This window comes from Sphingomonas yabuuchiae, assembly GCF_001477495.1.
GTDB lineage: Bacteria > Pseudomonadota > Alphaproteobacteria > Sphingomonadales > Sphingomonadaceae > Sphingomonas > Sphingomonas yabuuchiae_A.
This window is the reverse complement of sequence record NZ_LDTF01000062.1, coordinates 1-16954: the sequence shown is the minus strand read 5'-3', so window position 1 is coordinate 16954 and position 16954 is coordinate 1. Positions and strand designations below refer to the sequence as shown.

The 16954-nt window shown below is 67.0% G+C and carries 14 protein-coding genes; 10 read left to right on the top strand and 4 right to left on the bottom strand.

Annotated elements, in window-relative coordinates:
* Positions 1-284: 284 nt before the first annotated feature.
* Genes paoA through paoC form a run of 3 tightly spaced genes read left to right on the top strand, consistent with a single transcriptional unit; the run spans position 285 to position 4077 of the window.
* Positions 285-923, top strand: coding sequence for an aldehyde dehydrogenase iron-sulfur subunit PaoA (gene paoA / locus NS355_RS11435; RefSeq protein ID WP_058745835.1), 639 nt, complete (start codon positions 285-287; stop codon positions 921-923).
* Positions 920-1870, top strand: a complete 951-nt coding sequence (locus tag NS355_RS11430) for an FAD binding domain-containing protein (RefSeq protein ID WP_058745834.1) — start codon at positions 920-922, stop codon at positions 1868-1870. Before paoA ends, NS355_RS11430 begins: the two co-directional genes overlap by 4 nt.
* Positions 1867-4077 carry an aldehyde oxidoreductase molybdenum-binding subunit PaoC gene (paoC, locus tag NS355_RS11425; protein ID WP_058745833.1) on the top strand — a complete coding sequence of 737 codons (2211 nt, stop codon included), beginning with the start codon at positions 1867-1869 and terminating at the stop codon, positions 4075-4077. Before NS355_RS11430 ends, paoC begins: the two co-directional genes overlap by 4 nt.
* A gap of 158 nt (positions 4078-4235) precedes the next feature.
* Here the strand turns inward: paoC and NS355_RS11420 are convergent, their stop codons facing one another.
* Genes NS355_RS11420 through NS355_RS11410 form a run of 3 tightly spaced genes read right to left on the bottom strand, consistent with a single transcriptional unit; the run spans position 4236 to position 6444 of the window.
* Positions 4236-5786 carry a tryptophan halogenase family protein gene (locus NS355_RS11420; RefSeq protein ID WP_058745832.1) on the bottom strand — a complete coding sequence of 517 codons (1551 nt, stop codon included), beginning with the start codon at positions 5784-5786 and terminating at the stop codon, positions 4236-4238.
* On the bottom strand, positions 5756-6211 hold the full coding sequence (locus NS355_RS11415; protein ID WP_058745867.1) for a PIN domain-containing protein: 456 nt from the start codon (positions 6209-6211) through the stop codon (positions 5756-5758). The genes NS355_RS11420 and NS355_RS11415 overlap by 31 nt, the downstream gene beginning before the upstream one ends.
* On the bottom strand, positions 6211-6444 hold the full coding sequence (locus tag NS355_RS11410) for a type II toxin-antitoxin system Phd/YefM family antitoxin (protein WP_058745831.1): 234 nt from the start codon (positions 6442-6444) through the stop codon (positions 6211-6213). The genes NS355_RS11415 and NS355_RS11410 overlap by 1 nt, the downstream gene beginning before the upstream one ends.
* Positions 6445-6623: 179 nt before the next feature.
* On the opposite strand from NS355_RS11410, the gene NS355_RS11405 reads away from it, so the two are divergent.
* From NS355_RS11405 to NS355_RS11375, 7 genes are all read left to right on the top strand, one after another.
* The gene (locus NS355_RS11405) at positions 6624-7985 is read left to right on the top strand and encodes a cation:proton antiporter (protein WP_058745830.1); all 1362 of its coding nucleotides are present in this window, start codon (positions 6624-6626) and stop codon (positions 7983-7985) included.
* 468 nt (positions 7986-8453) lie between these two features.
* The gene (locus NS355_RS11400) at positions 8454-10970 is read left to right on the top strand and encodes a glycoside hydrolase family 9 protein (protein WP_058745829.1); all 2517 of its coding nucleotides are present in this window, start codon (positions 8454-8456) and stop codon (positions 10968-10970) included.
* A 107-nt stretch (positions 10971-11077) separates the two neighbouring features.
* Positions 11078-11530, top strand: a complete 453-nt coding sequence (locus NS355_RS11395) for a MarR family winged helix-turn-helix transcriptional regulator (RefSeq protein ID WP_058745828.1) — start codon at positions 11078-11080, stop codon at positions 11528-11530.
* Positions 11527-12930, top strand: a complete 1404-nt coding sequence (locus tag NS355_RS11390; protein ID WP_058745827.1) for an efflux transporter outer membrane subunit — start codon at positions 11527-11529, stop codon at positions 12928-12930. Before NS355_RS11395 ends, NS355_RS11390 begins: the two co-directional genes overlap by 4 nt.
* A complete protein-coding gene (locus NS355_RS11385; protein ID WP_058745826.1) occupies positions 12927-14111 on the top strand; it encodes an efflux RND transporter periplasmic adaptor subunit in 1185 nt (394 codons plus the stop codon). The genes NS355_RS11390 and NS355_RS11385 overlap by 4 nt, the downstream gene beginning before the upstream one ends.
* Positions 14111-15670 (top strand): DHA2 family efflux MFS transporter permease subunit, encoded by a 1560-nt coding sequence (locus NS355_RS11380; RefSeq protein WP_058745825.1) that lies wholly within the window; start codon positions 14111-14113, stop codon positions 15668-15670. Before NS355_RS11385 ends, NS355_RS11380 begins: the two co-directional genes overlap by 1 nt.
* Positions 15671-15843: 173 nt before the next feature.
* Positions 15844-16644: a ThuA domain-containing protein gene (locus NS355_RS11375; RefSeq protein ID WP_058745824.1), complete on the top strand. Its 801-nt coding sequence runs from the start codon at positions 15844-15846 to the stop codon at positions 16642-16644.
* Here the strand turns inward: NS355_RS11375 and NS355_RS11370 are convergent.
* On the bottom strand, positions 16645-16954 hold a 310-nt coding region (locus tag NS355_RS11370), incomplete at its 5' end, for an L-serine ammonia-lyase, iron-sulfur-dependent, subunit alpha (protein WP_209445072.1).

Genomic DNA, 16954 nt, shown 5'->3' with positions numbered 1-16954 from the left:
CGGGCGGCTCCATCGCGACAAGCGGGAGCACAAGGGTCTCTCAGCCGCCAGTGCTTGCGGTTGTCAAACCGGCGATAGGCGGTGCTACCACGCCCGACGTGCGGCGTCGTCGGATTTCTCGCGCGCCAGGTACGTCCCAGTGGCGAGTACGGCGATTTCTATCCCATGATAATTTCACCCCGCCACCAAAACCACTCACGTGCGTTATGAACGAAATGTCAGCCAGCGGTGTACGCGCCAGCGGTTGAATAAGGAACTGGACAGGGTGCAAGGGAGCCGGGACATTGGCAGACAGCAGTGAGTTTACCGTGTCGCGACGCGGCGTGATCGTCGGAGGTGCGGCCACCGCCATGGCCGCCTCCGCCCCGGCCGAGGCGCAAACCCAGAGGAGCACCATGCCCGCCGATCCCCCCGCCATGGCCGTCACGTTCAAGGTCAACGGCAAGCCGCGCACCCTGTCGCTCGATCCGCGCACGACCCTGCTCGATACGCTTCGCGAGCATCTGCACCTGACCGGCACCAAGAAGGGCTGCGACCATGGCCAGTGCGGCGCGTGCACCGTGCTGGTCAATGGAGAGCGGATCAACAGCTGCCTCTCCCTCGCGCTCCAGCATGACGGCGACAGCATCACGACCATCGAGGGCCTAGGCACGCCCGAAAAGCTCCACCCGATGCAGGCCGCCTTCGTCCGTCATGACGGCTATCAGTGCGGGTATTGCACACCAGGCCAGATCTGCTCGGCGGTGGCGGTGCTCGACGAGATCAAGCGTGGCATCCCCAGCCATGTCCAGGCCGACCTGACCGCCGAGCCGCAAGCCTCCGGCATAGAGATGCGCGAGCGGATGAGCGGCAATATCTGCCGCTGCGGCGCCTATTCCAACATCGCCGATGCGATGGCCGACGTCGCGGGAGCTAAGGCATGAGGCCCTTTACCTATGAACGCGCGAAGGACGCAGTCTCGGCAGCACGCGCGGCGACCAAACCTGGCGCCAAGTTCCTCGCAGGCGGCACCAACCTGCTCGACCTGATGAAGATCGAGGTCGAGACGCCGACCCATCTGATCGACGTACAGGATCTGAAGCTCGACCGCATCGAGAAGACGAAGGACGGCGGCCTGCGCATCGGCGCGTTCGTCACTAACACCGCGTTGGCCGCCGACGAGCGCGTGCGGCGCGATTACGGCGTCCTGTCCCGTGCGATCGTCGCCGGGGCCAGTGGACAGCTGCGCAACAAGGCGACGACAGCAGGCAATCTGCTCCAGCGGACGCGCTGTCCCTATTTCTACGACACCAACATGGCCTGCAACAAACGCAAGCCCGGCAGCGGGTGCGGCGCCATCGGCGGCTATTCGCGCCAGCTCGCCATCGTCGGCACCAGCAGCGACTGCATCGCCACCAACCCCAGCGACATGAATGTCGCGATGCGGGTGCTGGACGCGGTGGTCGAGACGGTGAACCCGGAGGGCCGGACGCGTGCCATCCCCATCGCCGATTTTCACCGCCTGCCCGGCAATACGCCGCACATCGAAACCGCGCTCCAGCCCGGCGAACTGATCACCGCCGTCACCCTGCCCCGCCCGGTCGGCGGCACCCATATCTATGAGAAGGTGCGCGACCGCGCCTCCTATGCCTTTGCGCTCGTCTCGGTCGCGGCGATCGTCCAGAAGGATGGCTCGGGCCGTATCGCGGTCGGCGGTGTCGCGCACAAGCCCTGGCGGGTCGAGGCGGCCGAGGCCGCCATGCCGCAGGGGGCCAAAGCGGTGACGGCGAGACTGTTCGCCGATGCCCGCCCGACCAAGGACAACGAATATAAGGTGCCGCTCGTCGAACGGACGCTGGCGGCAGCCATCAGCCAGGCGAGGACCGCATGAAATTCACCGAGCCAGCCAGCACCAATCCCATCGACCGCATGACCGTGGTCGGTCGACCGCACGACCGGATCGACGGCCCGCGCAAGACCACGGGCACCGCGCCTTATGCTTATGAACGCCATGCCGAGGCGCCCAATGCCGCCTATGGCTGGATCATCGGCGCCGCCATCGCCAAGGGGCGCATCCGATCGATGAACCTTGACGATGCACGCGGCGCGCCGGGCGTGCTGGGCATCGTCACCGCCGCCGAGGCGGGCAAGCTGGCCAAGGGCAATTTCAACACGGCCAAGCTGCTGGGTGGGCCGGAGATCGACCATTATCACCAGGCCGTCGCCATCGTCGTCGCCGAAAGCTTCGAACAGGCGCGCGCCGCCGCCGGGCTAGTGCGGATCGACTATGACCGTGCCAAGGGCCAATATGATCTGGACGAGGCGCTGAAGGGCGCGCCGCTGGCGGGCGGCGAAGAGGGCAAGCCCGGCAAGGAAGACCGGACCGGCTCGTTCGAGAGCGCTTTCGACGCAGCACCGGTGAAGCTCGACGCCGAATACACCACGCCCGACCACAGCCACGCGATGATGGAGCCCTTCGCCTCGCTGGCGATCTGGGAGGGCGACCAGCTGACGGTCTGGACGTCGAATCAGATGATCGCCTGGGGTCGTGGCGATCTGGCCAAGACGTTGGGCATGCCCAAGGAGAAGGTGCGGCTGATCTCGCCCTATGTCGGCGGGGGTTTCGGCGGGAAGCTGTTCCTGCGCGCCGATGCCGTGATGGCGGCGCTGGGCGCGAAGGCGGTCGGGCGGCCGGTCAAGGTCGCGATGCAGCGCCCGCTGATGGCCAACAACGCCACCCATCGCCCCGCCACGACACAGCGTATCCGCATCGGCGCGACCAAGGACGGCGCGATCCAGGCGATCGCGCATGAAAGCGGATCGGGCGACCAGCCCGGCGGCGGCCCCGAGACGGCGGTCAACCAGACCAAGCTGCTCTATGCCGGTCCCAACCGGCTGACCGCGATGCGCCTCGCCGTGCTGAATCTGCCCGAGGGCAACGCGATGCGTGCCCCCGGCGAGGCGCCTGGCATGATGGCGCTGGAAATCGCGATGGACGAGATGGCCGAGAAGCTGGGCATGGACCCGGTCGCCTTCCGCGTGAAGAACGACACCCAGGTCGATCCCGAAAAGCCCGAGCGCCGCTTCTCGCAGCGTCAGCTCGTCCGCTGCCTGGAAGAAGGCGCACAGCGTTTCGGCTGGTCGCAGCGCAGTGCCAAGCCCGCCCAGGTCCGCGACGGCCGCTGGCTGGTCGGCATGGGCGTCGCCGCCGCCTTCCGCAACCATATGAACATGAAGTCGGGCGCACGGGTCACGCTGAACAAGGACGGCCGGGTCGTGGTCGAGACCGACATGACCGATATCGGCACCGGCAGCTATACGATCATCGCCCAGACCGCCGCCGAGATGATGGGCGTGCCGATGGACGCGGTCGATGTCCGGCTGGGCGATAGCGACTATCCGGTGTCGGCGGGATCGGGCGGCCAGTTCGGCGCGGCCAATGCGACGGCGGGCGTCTATGCCGCCTGCGTCAAGCTGCGCGAGGCGGTGGCCCAGCGGCTGGGGTTCAACTCGGCCGATCTGAACTTCGCCGATGGGCGGGTGACGGGCGGCAATCGATCGGTCGCGTTGCGCGATGCCGTCACCTCCGGCCCGCTGACCGCCGAGGACCGGATCGAGTTCGGCACTCTCGACAAGAGCTATCAATTGTCGACCTTCGGCGCGCATTTCGTCGAGGTCGGGGTCGATGCCTATACCGGCGTGACGCGGCTCCGCCGGATGCTCGCGGTTTGCGCAGCGGGCCGCATCCTGAACCCCAAGGCGGCACGTAGCCAGATGATCGGCGCGATGACCATGGGCGTCGGCTCGGCGCTGATGGAGGAACTGGCGGTCGACAAGCGCTTCGGCTTCTTCGTCAACCACGACCTGGCGGGATATGAGGTGCCGGTCCATGCCGACATTCCGCATCAGGAGGTGATCTTCCTGGAGGAAGCGGACGACAAGGCCAACCCGATGAAGGCCAAGGGCGTCGGCGAATTGGGCTTGTGCGGCGTCGGCGCAGCGGTGGCGAATGCGGTGTATAACGCGACTGGCGTGCGGATCAGGGATTATCCGCTGACGCTGGAAAAGCATCTGGACCGCCTGCCCGCGATCGCTTGACAACCCAATTTTCCTCCCCTGCAAGGGGAGGGGAACCATGCGCAGCATGGTGGAGGGGTGTAGCGGGTGGTGAGGATACCTGCTCTCGCCAGCCTGAACACCCCTCCGTCAGGCCTTCGGCCTGCCACCTCCCCTGCGAGGGGAGGAAGAGCGTGTAATCAATCCAGCATTGCCGCGACCAACTCACCATGACTCGGCAGGTCCGCCACCGCGCGGTCACCGAACATCTGGAGTTTGCGGAACAGCCGTTCCGCCTCGCCAGACGCACCGGTGGGCCGCGTTTCGCCATCGGCAAAGCCCATGCCGTAGAGAATGTACTGATAGTTGAAATGGGCGAAGCTCTCGACATCCAGCGTGAAGTCGAACCGCCCCGGCGGCCGGTAACGCCATTGCTCCAGCAAGTCCCGTAGCCGGTCGGTGATGGTCGCCGCCGCACCATTGTCGCGCCAGAACGGCTCGGCCCGGCTGCTCAGGCAGTAATGCAGCTTGAGAAAGTCGACGATCGTCCGATACCGTGCGGTCATCAGCGCATTGAAGCGCGCGGCGGGCGCGGCGATCGGGCCGCGATGCAGGAACAGCTCGGCCAGCATGGCGACCGCCGCCTCGATCAGGACGATGCCGGTCGACTCCAGCGGCTCCAGAAAACCCCCGGCCAGTCCGATCGCGACGCAATTGCCGATCCAGGGGCGCTGGCGATACCCCGGCTCGAAGCTCAGCAGGCGCAGCTCCAGCCTGTCGGGATCCTGTCCCAGATAGGCGGCGAGCGTCGCCACTGCGGCCTCGTCATTCATATGCGCGTCGGAATAGACCGTCCCGATCCCCCGCCCCTCGGCCAGCCCGATATCCCAGGTCCAACCCGCCCGATGCGCCGTGGCGATGGTCATGGTCGGCAGGACATGTCCGTGCTCCGCGTCATAAGGCAGACGGCAGGCAAGTGCGCGATTGGTGAACAGCTGGTCGCGCACCGACGCCAAAGGCTCCCCCAGCGCGCCGGAGATCAGTTCGGCCCGCTGTCCGGTGCAGTCGACATAAAGGTCGGCGTTCAGCGTGCCCTGACGGTCGGTGGCGACATGCGCGATCAGCCCGTCCGCGCCCACCTGCGCACCGATCATCCTGCCTTCCAGATGCCGCACGCCCAGGCCCATGGCATGGTCGGCCAGCAGCGCGACCAGCCGATGCGCATCGAAATGATAGGCATAGCTAAGCGGCCCGTCGAACGCCCCTTCCCCCGCCTGTTTCGGTCCCCGCCCGGCGGCGGCGACGCGATGCTGGATCGTCACCGCCTCGGCAAAGGGCGCACGAGTCGCCGGGTCCTGCGCCAGCCAATGCGCGACGAGGTCGACGCCTTCCGCCCGGAAGGGCGGCTCGAACGGGTGGACATAGCGATGGCGCTTGCCTGCGTCCGGGGCGTACCGCCAGTCGTCGAAGCGGATACCCTGTTTGAAGGTCGCGCCCGCCGCGCGGATGAACTGCGCCTCGTCGATCCCCAGGAAGCGCAGGGTCGAGCGCATCGTCGGGAACGCCCCCTCGCCCACGCCGATGGCACCGATCGCCGGGTCCTCCAGCACGGTGATGCGGGTTGCAGGCCCCAGAAAGCGCGCGAGATAGGCCGCGGTCAGCCAGCCCGCCGTGCCGCCGCCGACGATCAGAATCGACCTGGCCTGCCCCTCCACCACGCTCACATCCTCACGAACAGGTTGCGGAACCATTGCGAGCCGCCCTTCGCCGCCTGCCGCCAGTCCTCGCCCATCTCGTCGGGCACAAAACCCCAGGGGCAGAACAGCTTGGGCCGCCCGACCTTATAGGCCGCGACATGCCGTGTGACGAGCGTCAAGCCATGGACCAGCGCCGTCGCCACCAAAAGGGCGTCGCGCGTCTGGGCATAGCCCAGCGCCGCCGACCGCCGCACCACCGCGACATCCACCGGCAGGATGCGCCCCTCGAACGCGGGCAGAACCTGCGCCGCGATCCAGTCGTCGGCGTCCTTGTTTTCCTGAAGGTCGAGCAGGGTGACCGCCGACAGGAACAGTTCGTGGTGCGGCACGCCCGAGGCCCAGTCGACCAGCCCCGGATCGGCCTGCCCCCGTCGCGCCCCGCGCAGTTCGACGACGACGCCGGCATCGAGCAGATACATCAGCGCGTCCGGTTCCAGTCGCGCGGCGGCGGCGCCTCGCCGGGCGTCGCATCGGATTGCGCCAGCAGGTCGACGATCGTCTCGGTCTGGCGCGCCAATTGGCGAAAGGCCTCGACGCCGAGCAGGACATGGGTGGGCCGACCGCGGTCGGTGATGAACACCGGCTCGATTCGGGCCAACCGCTTGGCGCGGCTGACATCCTGATTGAACTCGCGGCTGGTCAGCGTCTTCATCCGCCCCTCGAATATGTAGGTACGTACCTACCTTGTAGCGGTAACGACACAGTTTGCCAGTGACCCGCTACAATCGCGTCCCATCCGATGAAATCCCGTTGCAACGCGCTGCGACTTGGCGTCGCTATCGCTTGCGCCGGACCGCGCAAGGCCGGACGCGAGGGGGGATGCGAAGACCAATGAACGACGCGATTGACAGTTTCTGGAAGACCTTTGGCGGCATCCTGTCGCCGCATGGCCCGGCCAGCGCCGGGGCCGCCGCCACCTATGTTCCCGGCGACTATAGCATCCATTTCTTCCTGCAACTGGCGGTGATCCTGTTCGCCTGTCGCGTCGTCAGCTGGGCCGGACAGCGGTTCCTGAGTCAGCCGCCGGTCGTGGGCGAGATGATCGCCGGGGTCGTGCTCGGTCCGTCGCTGCTCGGCCTGGTCTTCCCCGACCTGCAGGCGGCGATCTTCCCCAAGGACACCCGCAATGTCCTGTATGCGGGGTCGCAGCTCGGCGTGGCGCTGTACATGTTCCTGGTCGGGCTGACGCTCCGCCTCGATCATTTCCAGTCCAAGGCGCGCAGTGCCATGGCCGTGTCCGCCTCGGGCGTGATCGCGCCGTTCCTGATCGCGGTGGCGATCACCCCCCTGCTGCTGAAGGTGCCCGGCCTGTTCACCGCCGGGATCAGCCAGGCCAATGCCACGCTGTTCATGGGCGCGTGTATCGCGCTGACCGCCTTTCCGATGCTGGCGCGGATCATCAACGAACGGGGGCTGGCGGACAGCCCGCTGGGCACATTGTCGCTGGCGGCGGGCGCGTTCGACGATGCGGCGTCCTGGTGCGTGCTGGCGATCGTGCTGGCGACCTTCGGCGGCGGCAGCGGGGTGGCGATCCTCGCGATCGGCGGGGCCTTCCTCTATGTCGGCTTCCTGATCCTGTTCGGCCGCCGCCTGCTGGCGCCGCTGGGCCGCGCGGTCGAGGCGCGAGGCGAGATGAGCACGACCGTGCTGGCGATCACGCTAATGGCCTTCTGCCTGTCCGCGTTCATCATGGACGCGATCGGCGTACATGGCATTTTCGGCGGCTTCATCCTGGGCGTCTTCATGCCGCGCGGCCTGTTCGTCACCGAGTTGAAGAAGAAGGTCGAGCCGCTGGCCGTCGTCCTGCTGCTGCCGATGTTCTTTACCTATTCGGGGCTGAACACGCGGATGGACATGGTCAATTCACTGCCGCTGCTGCTGATCGCGCTCGGCATCCTGGCCGCGTCGATCGCCGCCAAGTTCGGGGCCTGCTATCTGGCGGCGCGCGCCTGTGGCGAGGACAACCGCACGGCGATGGGGATCGGCGCGCTGATGAACTCGCGCGGGCTGATGGAACTGATCATCATCAATATCGGGCTGCAAAAGGGGATTATCGGCCCCACCCTGTTCTCGATGCTGGTGCTGATGGCGATCGTGACCACGATGATGGCCAGCCCGCTGTTCGAATATGTCTATGGCCGCCGGGCGCGGGTGCTGGGCGAGATGGAAACGCTGAACGGCGCCGCCGCCTGACCCGACGGGATTGGCCCTTCGCCGTCCTCTCTGGCAGGCACAAAAAGGGGCGGCTCCGAGGCCGCCCTTTTCGTTTCCCGGGCGATCCGCTCGGCGCTGAGCGTGGACCAAGCATAATGTCCAGTTGATCATACACGCCGCCGATGAAGCGGGCCGGGGCCAGCCGCGCTGCCCGTCACAAAAGCAACGCTTTTGCCGTTCTATATCTGCGAACTATATGTGAGCGGTAAACACCACCGCGCCACATCGCACCCCGGACCACTTGCCGCTACCATCCGCTCCGTAGAAGTTGATCCAGACTAAAGCGCTATTTTTTCGTTGTTTAATTGAAAAAGCTGGCACAGATTGCGGGCAAGGCGAGCATGAAAACCACGCCGCCCCGCGTTTTGGACAAGGCGTCAGACCGGTACAGTTCGCCGCCCTGCTCATGGTCGAAAATGATAGCGCTATCTATATTGAGGAGGGGTTATGCTGAAACACATGGGTGTCGCCTTGCTGGCGTCGGCGAGCATCATGGCGGCCTGCACCGTTCAGGCACAGGCTCAGGTCACGACGCAGGGCACGGCACCGGCCCTGTCCGTCACCCCGGCCGAGACGCTGGAGCGGCAGGGCTTGACCGTGATGGTCGACCAGAACCAGTTCAGCCCCATCTTCTTCGATGAGAAGAATGCCGGCATCCAGATCGTCCTGCATGGCGAGCGGATCGCCACCGACGGCGCGGTACGCCTCAACCCCACGCCCGAGCAATGGGACCCCGTCCCCGCCTTTGTCGGCCGGACGCGGGGGACCGAGCCCAACCAGATCGTCGTCCGCTCGACCTATAAGGACCAGAATCTCGCGTATCGGGTGAAGGTGACGGCGGAAGGCGACGGGTTTCGCATCGCCGTCGATCTCGATCAGCCGCTGCCCGCGGCACTGGCGGGCAAGGCCGGTTTCAACCTCGATTTTCTGCCGACCAGCTATTTCGGCAAGACCTATCTGATGGACACCGCGCCGGGCCTGTTCCCGCGCCATCCCACGGGCCCGATGGCCAAGGACGGATCGGGCGATCCGACGCCTCTGGCCTCGGGGGGCAAGTCGATCACCCTGTCGCCCGAAGACCCGCTGACCCGCGTGACGATCACGTCGGATGCGGGCGGGCTGGCGCTGTATGACGCGCGAAACCGGGCGCAGAATGGCTGGTTCGTCGTCCGCTCGCTGATCGCGGCGGGGGCGAAGGAGAATGCCGTCGTCTGGCATGTACGGCCCAATGTCGTGAAGGACTGGGTGCGCGCGCCGGTCGTCTCGTTCAACCAGGCGGGTTACACGCCCGGCCGCGCCAAGGTCGCGCTGATCGAAACCGATCCGCACGGGACCGTGCCGGGCGAGGCGGAACTGGTCCGACTCGCCGCAGACGGCACGCGCCAGTTGGTACTGCGGGCCGCCGTGACCCCGCGCGGACGCTGGATGCGATACAATTACGCCGCGTTCGACTTCACCCAGGTCCGCGAGCCGGGCATCTATGCCATCGCCTATGGCGGGAAGGTCACGAACCCGTTCCGTATCGCCGCCGACGCCTATGACCGCATCTGGCAGACCTCGCTCGATACCTTCATCGCCGAGCAGATGGATCATGTCGGCATTCGCGAGCAGTACCGCGTCTGGTCCGCCCCCTCGCATCTCGACGATGCGCGGCAGGCGCCGCCCAACCATGTCCATTTCGACGGCTACAAGATGGGGGCGAACCTCGACTCGCCGTTCAAACCCGGCGAACATATCCCCGGCCTGAATGTCGGCGGCTTCCAGGATGCGGGCGATTACGACATCCAGACGCCGCAAAATGCCCAGGTGGTCCGCGACCTCGCCTGGGGTCGCGAACTCTATGGCCTGGACTGGGACGAAACGAGCGTGGACGAAGCCGCCCGCGCGGTCGAAATCCGCAAGCCCGACGGCAAGCAGGACTCGGTGCAGCAGATCCGCCACGGCGTCCTGCAATTGCTCGCCCAATACAAGGTGTTCGGCCATGCCATCGTCGGCATCATCGATCCGGTGCAGCGCCAATATGCCCATCTGGGCGATGCCGGGTCGCAGACCGACAATCTGACCTATGACGCCTCGCTCGGTACCAGCGAGCGCAAGGGCGGATCGTCGGGGGCGCAGGACGATCGCTGGGCGTTCACGACCGACCTGCCCGCCAACAATCTGGCGGTCGCGGGCGCCCTCGCCGCCGCGTCCCGCGCGCTGGCGGACAGCGATCCGACGATGGCGGCCGAGGCCTGGGACGCCGCCAAGGTCCTGTGGGGACGCTATCAGAAGGGGCCGATCAAGTCGGGCGACGGGCGCGACGACTCCGGCACGCCCTGGTCGGCGGACGGCGCCAATGTCGGCGCGACCGTCGAGATGCTGATCACCAGCAAGGGCGAACGTGTCTATGCCGACCGCCTGCGCGCGCTGATGCCCGTCATCACGAAGAACTTCGCCTGGGTCCGCGCCTCGGCGGTACGCGCCCTTCCGTTCATGGATGCGAAGTACCGCGCCGCCTTGGTCCCGCTGGTCCGCCAGACCAAGGTCAAGATGGATGAAGAGGCCGCCAAGAACCCCTTCGGCGTACCGATCAGCGAGGGCGGCTGGGCGGGATCGCATCAGGTGGTCGAGTTCGGATCGACCGCCTTCCTGATGCACAAGGCGTTCCCGGAGATCATCGGCACCGAATATACGCTGAATGCGATCGACTATGTGCTGGGACGGCATCCGGCGAACAACCTGTCGCTCGTCTCGACGGTGGGCACCGCGTCCAAGCTGATCGGCTATGGCCATAACCGCGCCGATTACGGCTTCATCCCCGGCGGGCTGGTGCCGGGCGTGCTGATCGTGAAGCCCGACTTCCCCGAATTGAAGACCGAATGGCCGTTCCTGTGGTTCGAGAACGAATACACGGTCGCGACCACCTCGGCCTATATCCTGGCGGCCAACGCCGCGATCGAGGCGACGAAGGAAACACGCTGAGCGCCTGACGGGGGCGGGCCGCCTGGCCTGCCCCCGTCCTTCATGAACTTCATGTCATCTTCGCAACGAGAATTGACTGCCTAAGCAATCATTGCCATGGCAGCGATATGACAGCCGATACGCCTGATCCCTTCGATCCCGAACGCTCGGTCGGGTATCTGACCAAGCGCGTGTACCAACTCGCCCGCATCGGCCTGGAGCCGGTCTTCGCCGATGAAGAAGTCACCCATGTTCAATGGAGCGCGCTGATGGCGCTGCACCATGGCGTGGGCGGAACGGCGGCCGAGCTGGCCCGCCATCTGTGCCATGACACCGGCGCGACCACGCGAATCGTCGACACGCTGGAGGAACGCGGCCTGATCGAACGCTGCCGCTGCACCGAGGATCGTCGTGTCGTGCGCCTGTCGCTGACCGAGGCGGGGCGCGAAGTCACCGCCCGGTGCAAGGTCAAGGTCATTGAGCAGTGGAATGAATGGCTGGCCGACTGGTCTCCGCAAGAGGTCGAGCGCTTCGTCGGCGACCTGCTGCGCCTGCGCAACAAGCTGGAGACGGTGGCATGAAGCGGTTCGCATTTCTGACCGGATTGTTGCTGGCGGGCTGTTCGGTGCCGCAGGCGCATCCCGCCATCACGGCCACCTCGCCCGAGACGCTGGGACTGGGCGATGCGCAGGCGCCGCTGGTCGCCGCCGACTGGTGGCGTGGGCTGGGCGATCCGCAGCTCGATCGAATCGTCGGCGACGCGCTGAGCGGCAATCCCTCGCTCGACATCGCGCTGGCCCGGTTGCGGCAGGCGGAGTCGGCGCTGGCCACCCGCCGCGCCGATGACGGCCCCTCGGTGACGCTGGACGCGCAGGAACAGTATAACCGGCTGTCCGGCCGCTACATTATCCCGCCCCCTTATGCGGGGACGACCCAGTGGCTGGGCCAGGCGCAGGCCAATCTGAACTGGACGATCGACCTGTTCGGGCGGCAGGCCGCCGCGATCGACGCCGCCCGCGCCTCGACGCGCGCCGCCGCACTGGACGTGACGGCGGCGCGGCTGGCGCTGGCCGGATCGGTCGCGCAGACCTATGTCGAACTGGCCCGGGCCGAGCGGCAGGCGGCGATCGCGCGCCAGACGATCGCGACCCGCACCCGCTCGCTGGGGCTGGTTCAGGCACGCATCCGGCACCAGCTGGCCAGCCAGATCGACGCGTCCGGTGCGCAGACCTTGCTCGCCCAGGCGCGGGTGGCGCTGGCGCGGGCCGAGACGCAGGCCGCGCTGTCGCGCAACGCACTGGCGGCGCTGGCCGGTCGCGGTCTCGACTATCCCGCGACCATCGCGCCGACGAAGCTGGCCTTCGATGCCGCGCTACCCATCCCCGCCACCGTGCCCGCCGACCTGCTGTCGCGGCGCCCCGACATCGCCGCCGCGCTCGCCCGGATCGACGCCGCGAGCAAGGGACAGGAGGTCGCGCGCAAGGCGTTCCTGCCCAATATCAACCTGACCGCGCTGGCCGGTTTCCAGGCGGTCGGCCTGGGCAACCTGTTCACCGCCGATGCGGCGACGGCGGCGGCGGGTCCGGCGATCCATCTGCCGATCTTCGACAGCGGACGGCTTCGCGCGGGACTTGCGGGCGCGACCGCCGCACTCGATCTGGCGACCGCCGACTATAACAACCGCGTCGTCGTCGCGGTGCGCGAGGCGGCCGATGCCGTCACGCGCAGCCGCACCGTCGCCACCGAGCGCGCCCGCCAGGCCGAGGTGACGCGCGGCCTGTCCGAAACCCGCCGCCTGAATGCGATCCGCGTCTCGAGCGGGCTGCAATCGCAACTCGGCCTGATCGATCCCGACATCCGCCAGCTGGAGTCGGATCAGGCCGACGCCAATCTCGCCGCCGACGCCGTCCAGGCGCGCATCGCGCTGGCCGTCGCCCTTGGGGGCGGCTTCTCCTCTTCTTCGCAGGGTATCACGCAATGAGCGACACCGAAGCCGCCACCCCCTCCCCCGCCGCTCCGACCACGCAAGCCCCGAGCGGCGGCAAGCCCAAGGCCCGCAAGCTCGGCCTGACCATCCTGGTCGTCGTGGTGGTGATCGCCGCCATCGTCTGGGCCGTGTTCCACTTCCTGCTGGCCAAGCCCGAGGAAGAGACCGACGACGCCTATGTCGCGGGTGACGTGGTGGCCATCACCGCGCGCGATCCGGGGCAGGTGCTGGCGATCCATGCCGACAACACCCAGACGGTGAAGGCGGGCCAGCCGCTGATCGATCTCGACCCCGCCACCGCCGATGTCGGCCTCGCCTCTGCCGCCGCCGAGCTGGCTCGCGCGGTGCGCGCGACCCGTGCCGACTTCACCAAGGTGAACCAGAGCGGTGCCGCCATCGTCCAGGCCCAGGCCGAGCTGACCCGCGCCCGCGCTGACTATGCCCGCCGCCAGGGCGCGGCTGCCGAGGGTGCGGTGTCGGGCGAGGAACTGTCCCACGCCGCCGACGCGGTGAAGGTCGCGAACGCCAACCTCGCGCTCGCCCGTGCCCAGGCGGCACAGGCACGGACCACCGTGCAGGGCACCGATGTCGACACCAACCCCGCCGTGATGGCCGCCATCGCCGCCTATCGCCGTGCAGCCATCACGCGCAGCCATATGCACGTCGTCGCGCCCATCAGCGGCGTCGTCGCCCAGCGCACGGTCCAGGTGGGTCAGCAGGTCGCGGCGGGTACGCCGCTGATGGCCGTGGTGCCGCTCGACCGGCTATGGGTCGACGCCAATTTCCGCGAAACCCAGCTGAAGGATCTGCGCATCGGCCAGCCCGCGACGATCACCGCCGACATCTATGGCGGCAAGATCGTCTATCACGGCAAGGTCGTCGGCCTGGGCGCGGGTAGCGGCAACGCCTTCGCGCTGCTGCCGCCGCAGAATGCCAGCGGCAACTGGATCAAGATCGTCCAGCGCGTGCCGGTGCGCATCGGCCTGAACGCCAATGAACTGCGCCAGAATCCCCTGCGGGTCGGCCTGTCGGCGACGGTCACGGTCGACACCGCCGACCAGCGCGGGCCCCGCATCGGCACTGCCGCGACCCAGGTCGACAGCACCAGCGGGACCGATGGCAAGGACCCGGCGATCGAGGCGCGGATCGCGCAGATCATCGCGGCCAATCGCTGATGGCCGGGGCCTCCGCTCAAGGTGGCGCGGGGGCATCCCCGGCGCCGCTGAAAGGTCCGGCGCTGGCGCTCGTCGCCTTCGCGCTGGCGCTGGGCACCTTCATGCAGGTGCTCGACTCGACCATCGCCAACGTCTCGCTACCGACCATCGCAGGCAATCTGGGCGTCAGCTCGGACAACTCGACCTGGGTCGTCACCGCCTTTGCCGTGGCGAACGGCGTGGCGGTGCCCCTGACCGGCTGGCTGATGGGCAAGTTCGGGGTGGTGCGGACCTTTTGCGTTTCCGTCTTCCTGTTCACCATCGCCTCCTTCCTCTGCGGGATCGCGTGGAACCTGTCCTCGCTGATCGGCTTCCGCATCCTGCAGGGTGCGGTGTCGGGGCCGATGATCCCGGGCAGCCAGGCGCTGCTGATCTCGATCTTCCCGCCGCAGAAGCGGTCCACCGCGCTCGGCATCTGGTCGATGACCACACTCGTCGCGCCGATCATGGGGCCGATCCTGGGCGGCTACATCTCCGACAATTATCACTGGAGCTGGATCTTCCTCATCAACGTGCCCGTGGGCCTGTTCTGCGCGGGCGTGTGCTGGCGCGGGCTGTCCGCCAGAGAGACGCCGACCCGCAACCTGCCGATCGACAAAGTCGGGCTGATCATGCTGGTCGTCTGGGTCGGGGCGCTTCAGATGATGCTGGACCTGGGCAAGAATGACGACTGGTTCAACTCGACCCGGATCGTCGTGATGACCGTGATCGCGATCGTGGGCTTCATCGCCTGGCTGATCTGGGAGCTGACCGACGCCAATCCGGCGGTCGACCTGTCGCTGTTCAAGGGGCGCAATTTCAGCATCGGGACGCTGGCCTTTTGCCTCGGCTATGCGGTGTTCTTCGCCAACACGCTGCTGCTGCCGCTCTGGCTCCAGACGCAGCTGGGCTATACCGCAACCTGGGCGGGTCTCGTCGCGGCCCCCAGCGGGGCGGTGGCGGTGGTGCTGACCCCCATCGTCGCGCGCCTGTCGGGCAAGGTCGATGCGCGGATCATGGCGACCATCGCCTTTGCCGCCTTCGGCGTCTCCTACTGGATGCGCTCGGGGCTGAATACGCAGGCGAGCTTCAGCGATTTCGTGCTGCCGCTGATGGTGCAGGGCATCGCGATGAGCACCTTCTTCCTCGCCATGCTGACCATCGCGCTGGACGGCGTGCCGCAGGCGCGCATCCCCTCGGCCACAGGCATCTCGAACTTCGCGCGCATCACGGCGGGCAGCTTTGCCGCCTCGCTGACCACGACCATGTGGGACCGGCGCGAGGCGATGCACCAGGCCCATCTGTCCGAGGCGATCGGCCAAGGCCCGGTGTGGCAGATGGCGCGAAACGGCCTGAACCATCTGGGCCTGACCGACGTCCAGGCCGCCGCGGCCGTCACGCGGCAGATGGTGGGGCAGGCCTATCTGCTGGCGTCGACCGACATCTTCTATGTCTCGGCGTGGTTGTGCATCGTGCTGGCGGCGCTCACCTGGTTCACCCGGCGACCCAAGCCGCATGACGGTCCGATCGCGGCGGATTGATCGGCAATTTCTCCCCTGCAAGGGGAGGTGGCAGTCCGCAGGACTGACGGAGGGGTGTCACCATCAGCGGGGGCACCCCTCCACCATGCTTCGCATGGTCCTCCTCCCCTTGCAGGGGAGGAATGAATTGCCCTTCGCCCACAGCTTGCTACGCTCCCCCAAAAGGGAGACGGATGATGCTGAAAACGCTGATGATGATGGCGCTGGTCGCCGTGGCGCAGGCGCCGTCCGACCCACATCTGCCGCCCAAGGTGGTGGATAACGTCGCCCCCACCCTCCCCGCCGGACTGAAGCGCGGTGTGCTGATCGTCTCGAAGACCAATGGCTGGCGGCATTTCGAGCATATCCCGCATTCCAATGCCGTCTTGGCCGACATCGCCAAGGGCCTACACCGCCCCAGCTTCACCACCGAAAACGCCGCTGTCTTCAACGACGACCAGCTATCCCATTTCTCGGTGGTGGTCCTGAACAGCGCCAGTGGCGATTTCCTGACACCTGCGCAGCAGGCCGCCTTCGCCCGTTTCGTCGCGCGTGGCGGGGGCGTGGTCGCGCTCCACGCGGCGGGCGACAACAGCCACAAGTCGCCTTGGTATGTCGATACGATCATCGGCACGACCTTCACCGGTCATCCGAACGGCGCGGACCATATCCAGCCCGCGCGCGTCGAGATCGTGCAGCCCCGGCACCCGATCATGGCGGGTGTGCGGACGCCGTGGACACCCCGCGACGAATGGTACAGCTTCGACAGCAACCCCGCGACGCGCGGCATGACGATCCTGGCGCAGGTGGATGAGGCCAGCTACCGCCCCGGCGAGACGCTGCGCATGGGGGCCGCGCATCCCGTCATGTGGATCAATCCGCGCAGCAAGGGCCGGGTCTTCTACTCCGCGCTGGGGCATGAGCCGCAGCTGTATGACGATCCCGATTACCGCCGCATCCTGACCAACGCGATACGCTGGGCGGCGGGGAAATAATCAGCACTCGACGACGTTGACCGCGAGGCCGCCGAGGCTGGTTTCCTTATATTGGGATTTCATGTCCTCGCCGGTCTGGCGCATCGTCTCGATCACCTGATCCAGGCTGACGATGTGCTTGCCGTCGCCATGCAGCGCCAGATAGGCGGCATTGATCGCCTTGATCGCGCCCATGGTGTTGCGCTCGATACACGGGATCTGGACCAGCCCGCCGATCGGGTCGCAGGTCAGGCCCAGATTATGCTCCATGCCGATCTCGGCGGCATTCTCAACCTGCGCCGCTGAGCCGCCCAGCGCCGCCGCCAGCCCC

What these genes read in the sequence shown, in the direction of transcription:
- NS355_RS11420 (WP_058745832.1), bottom strand. Translation starts at nt 5,786, where the DNA reads ATGGTTCCGCAACCTGTTCGTGAGGATGTGAGCGTGGTGGAGGGGCAG.
- NS355_RS11375 (WP_058745824.1), top strand. Translation starts at nt 15,844, where the DNA reads ATGATGCTGAAAACGCTGATGATGATGGCGCTGGTCGCCGTGGCGCAG.
- NS355_RS11430 (WP_058745834.1), top strand. Translation starts at nt 920, where the DNA reads ATGAGGCCCTTTACCTATGAACGCGCGAAGGACGCAGTCTCGGCAGCA.
- NS355_RS11415 (WP_058745867.1), bottom strand. Translation starts at nt 6,211, where the DNA reads ATGTATCTGCTCGATGCCGGCGTCGTCGTCGAACTGCGCGGGGCGCGA.
- NS355_RS11400 (WP_058745829.1), top strand. Translation starts at nt 8,454, where the DNA reads ATGCTGAAACACATGGGTGTCGCCTTGCTGGCGTCGGCGAGCATCATG.
- NS355_RS11395 (WP_058745828.1), top strand. Translation starts at nt 11,078, where the DNA reads ATGACAGCCGATACGCCTGATCCCTTCGATCCCGAACGCTCGGTCGGG.
- NS355_RS11390 (WP_058745827.1), top strand. Translation starts at nt 11,527, where the DNA reads ATGAAGCGGTTCGCATTTCTGACCGGATTGTTGCTGGCGGGCTGTTCG.
- NS355_RS11380 (WP_058745825.1), top strand. Translation starts at nt 14,111, where the DNA reads ATGGCCGGGGCCTCCGCTCAAGGTGGCGCGGGGGCATCCCCGGCGCCG.
- NS355_RS11410 (WP_058745831.1), bottom strand. Translation starts at nt 6,444, where the DNA reads ATGAAGACGCTGACCAGCCGCGAGTTCAATCAGGATGTCAGCCGCGCC.
- NS355_RS11405 (WP_058745830.1), top strand. Translation starts at nt 6,624, where the DNA reads ATGAACGACGCGATTGACAGTTTCTGGAAGACCTTTGGCGGCATCCTG.
- paoC (WP_058745833.1), top strand. Translation starts at nt 1,867, where the DNA reads ATGAAATTCACCGAGCCAGCCAGCACCAATCCCATCGACCGCATGACC.
- NS355_RS11385 (WP_058745826.1), top strand. Translation starts at nt 12,927, where the DNA reads ATGAGCGACACCGAAGCCGCCACCCCCTCCCCCGCCGCTCCGACCACG.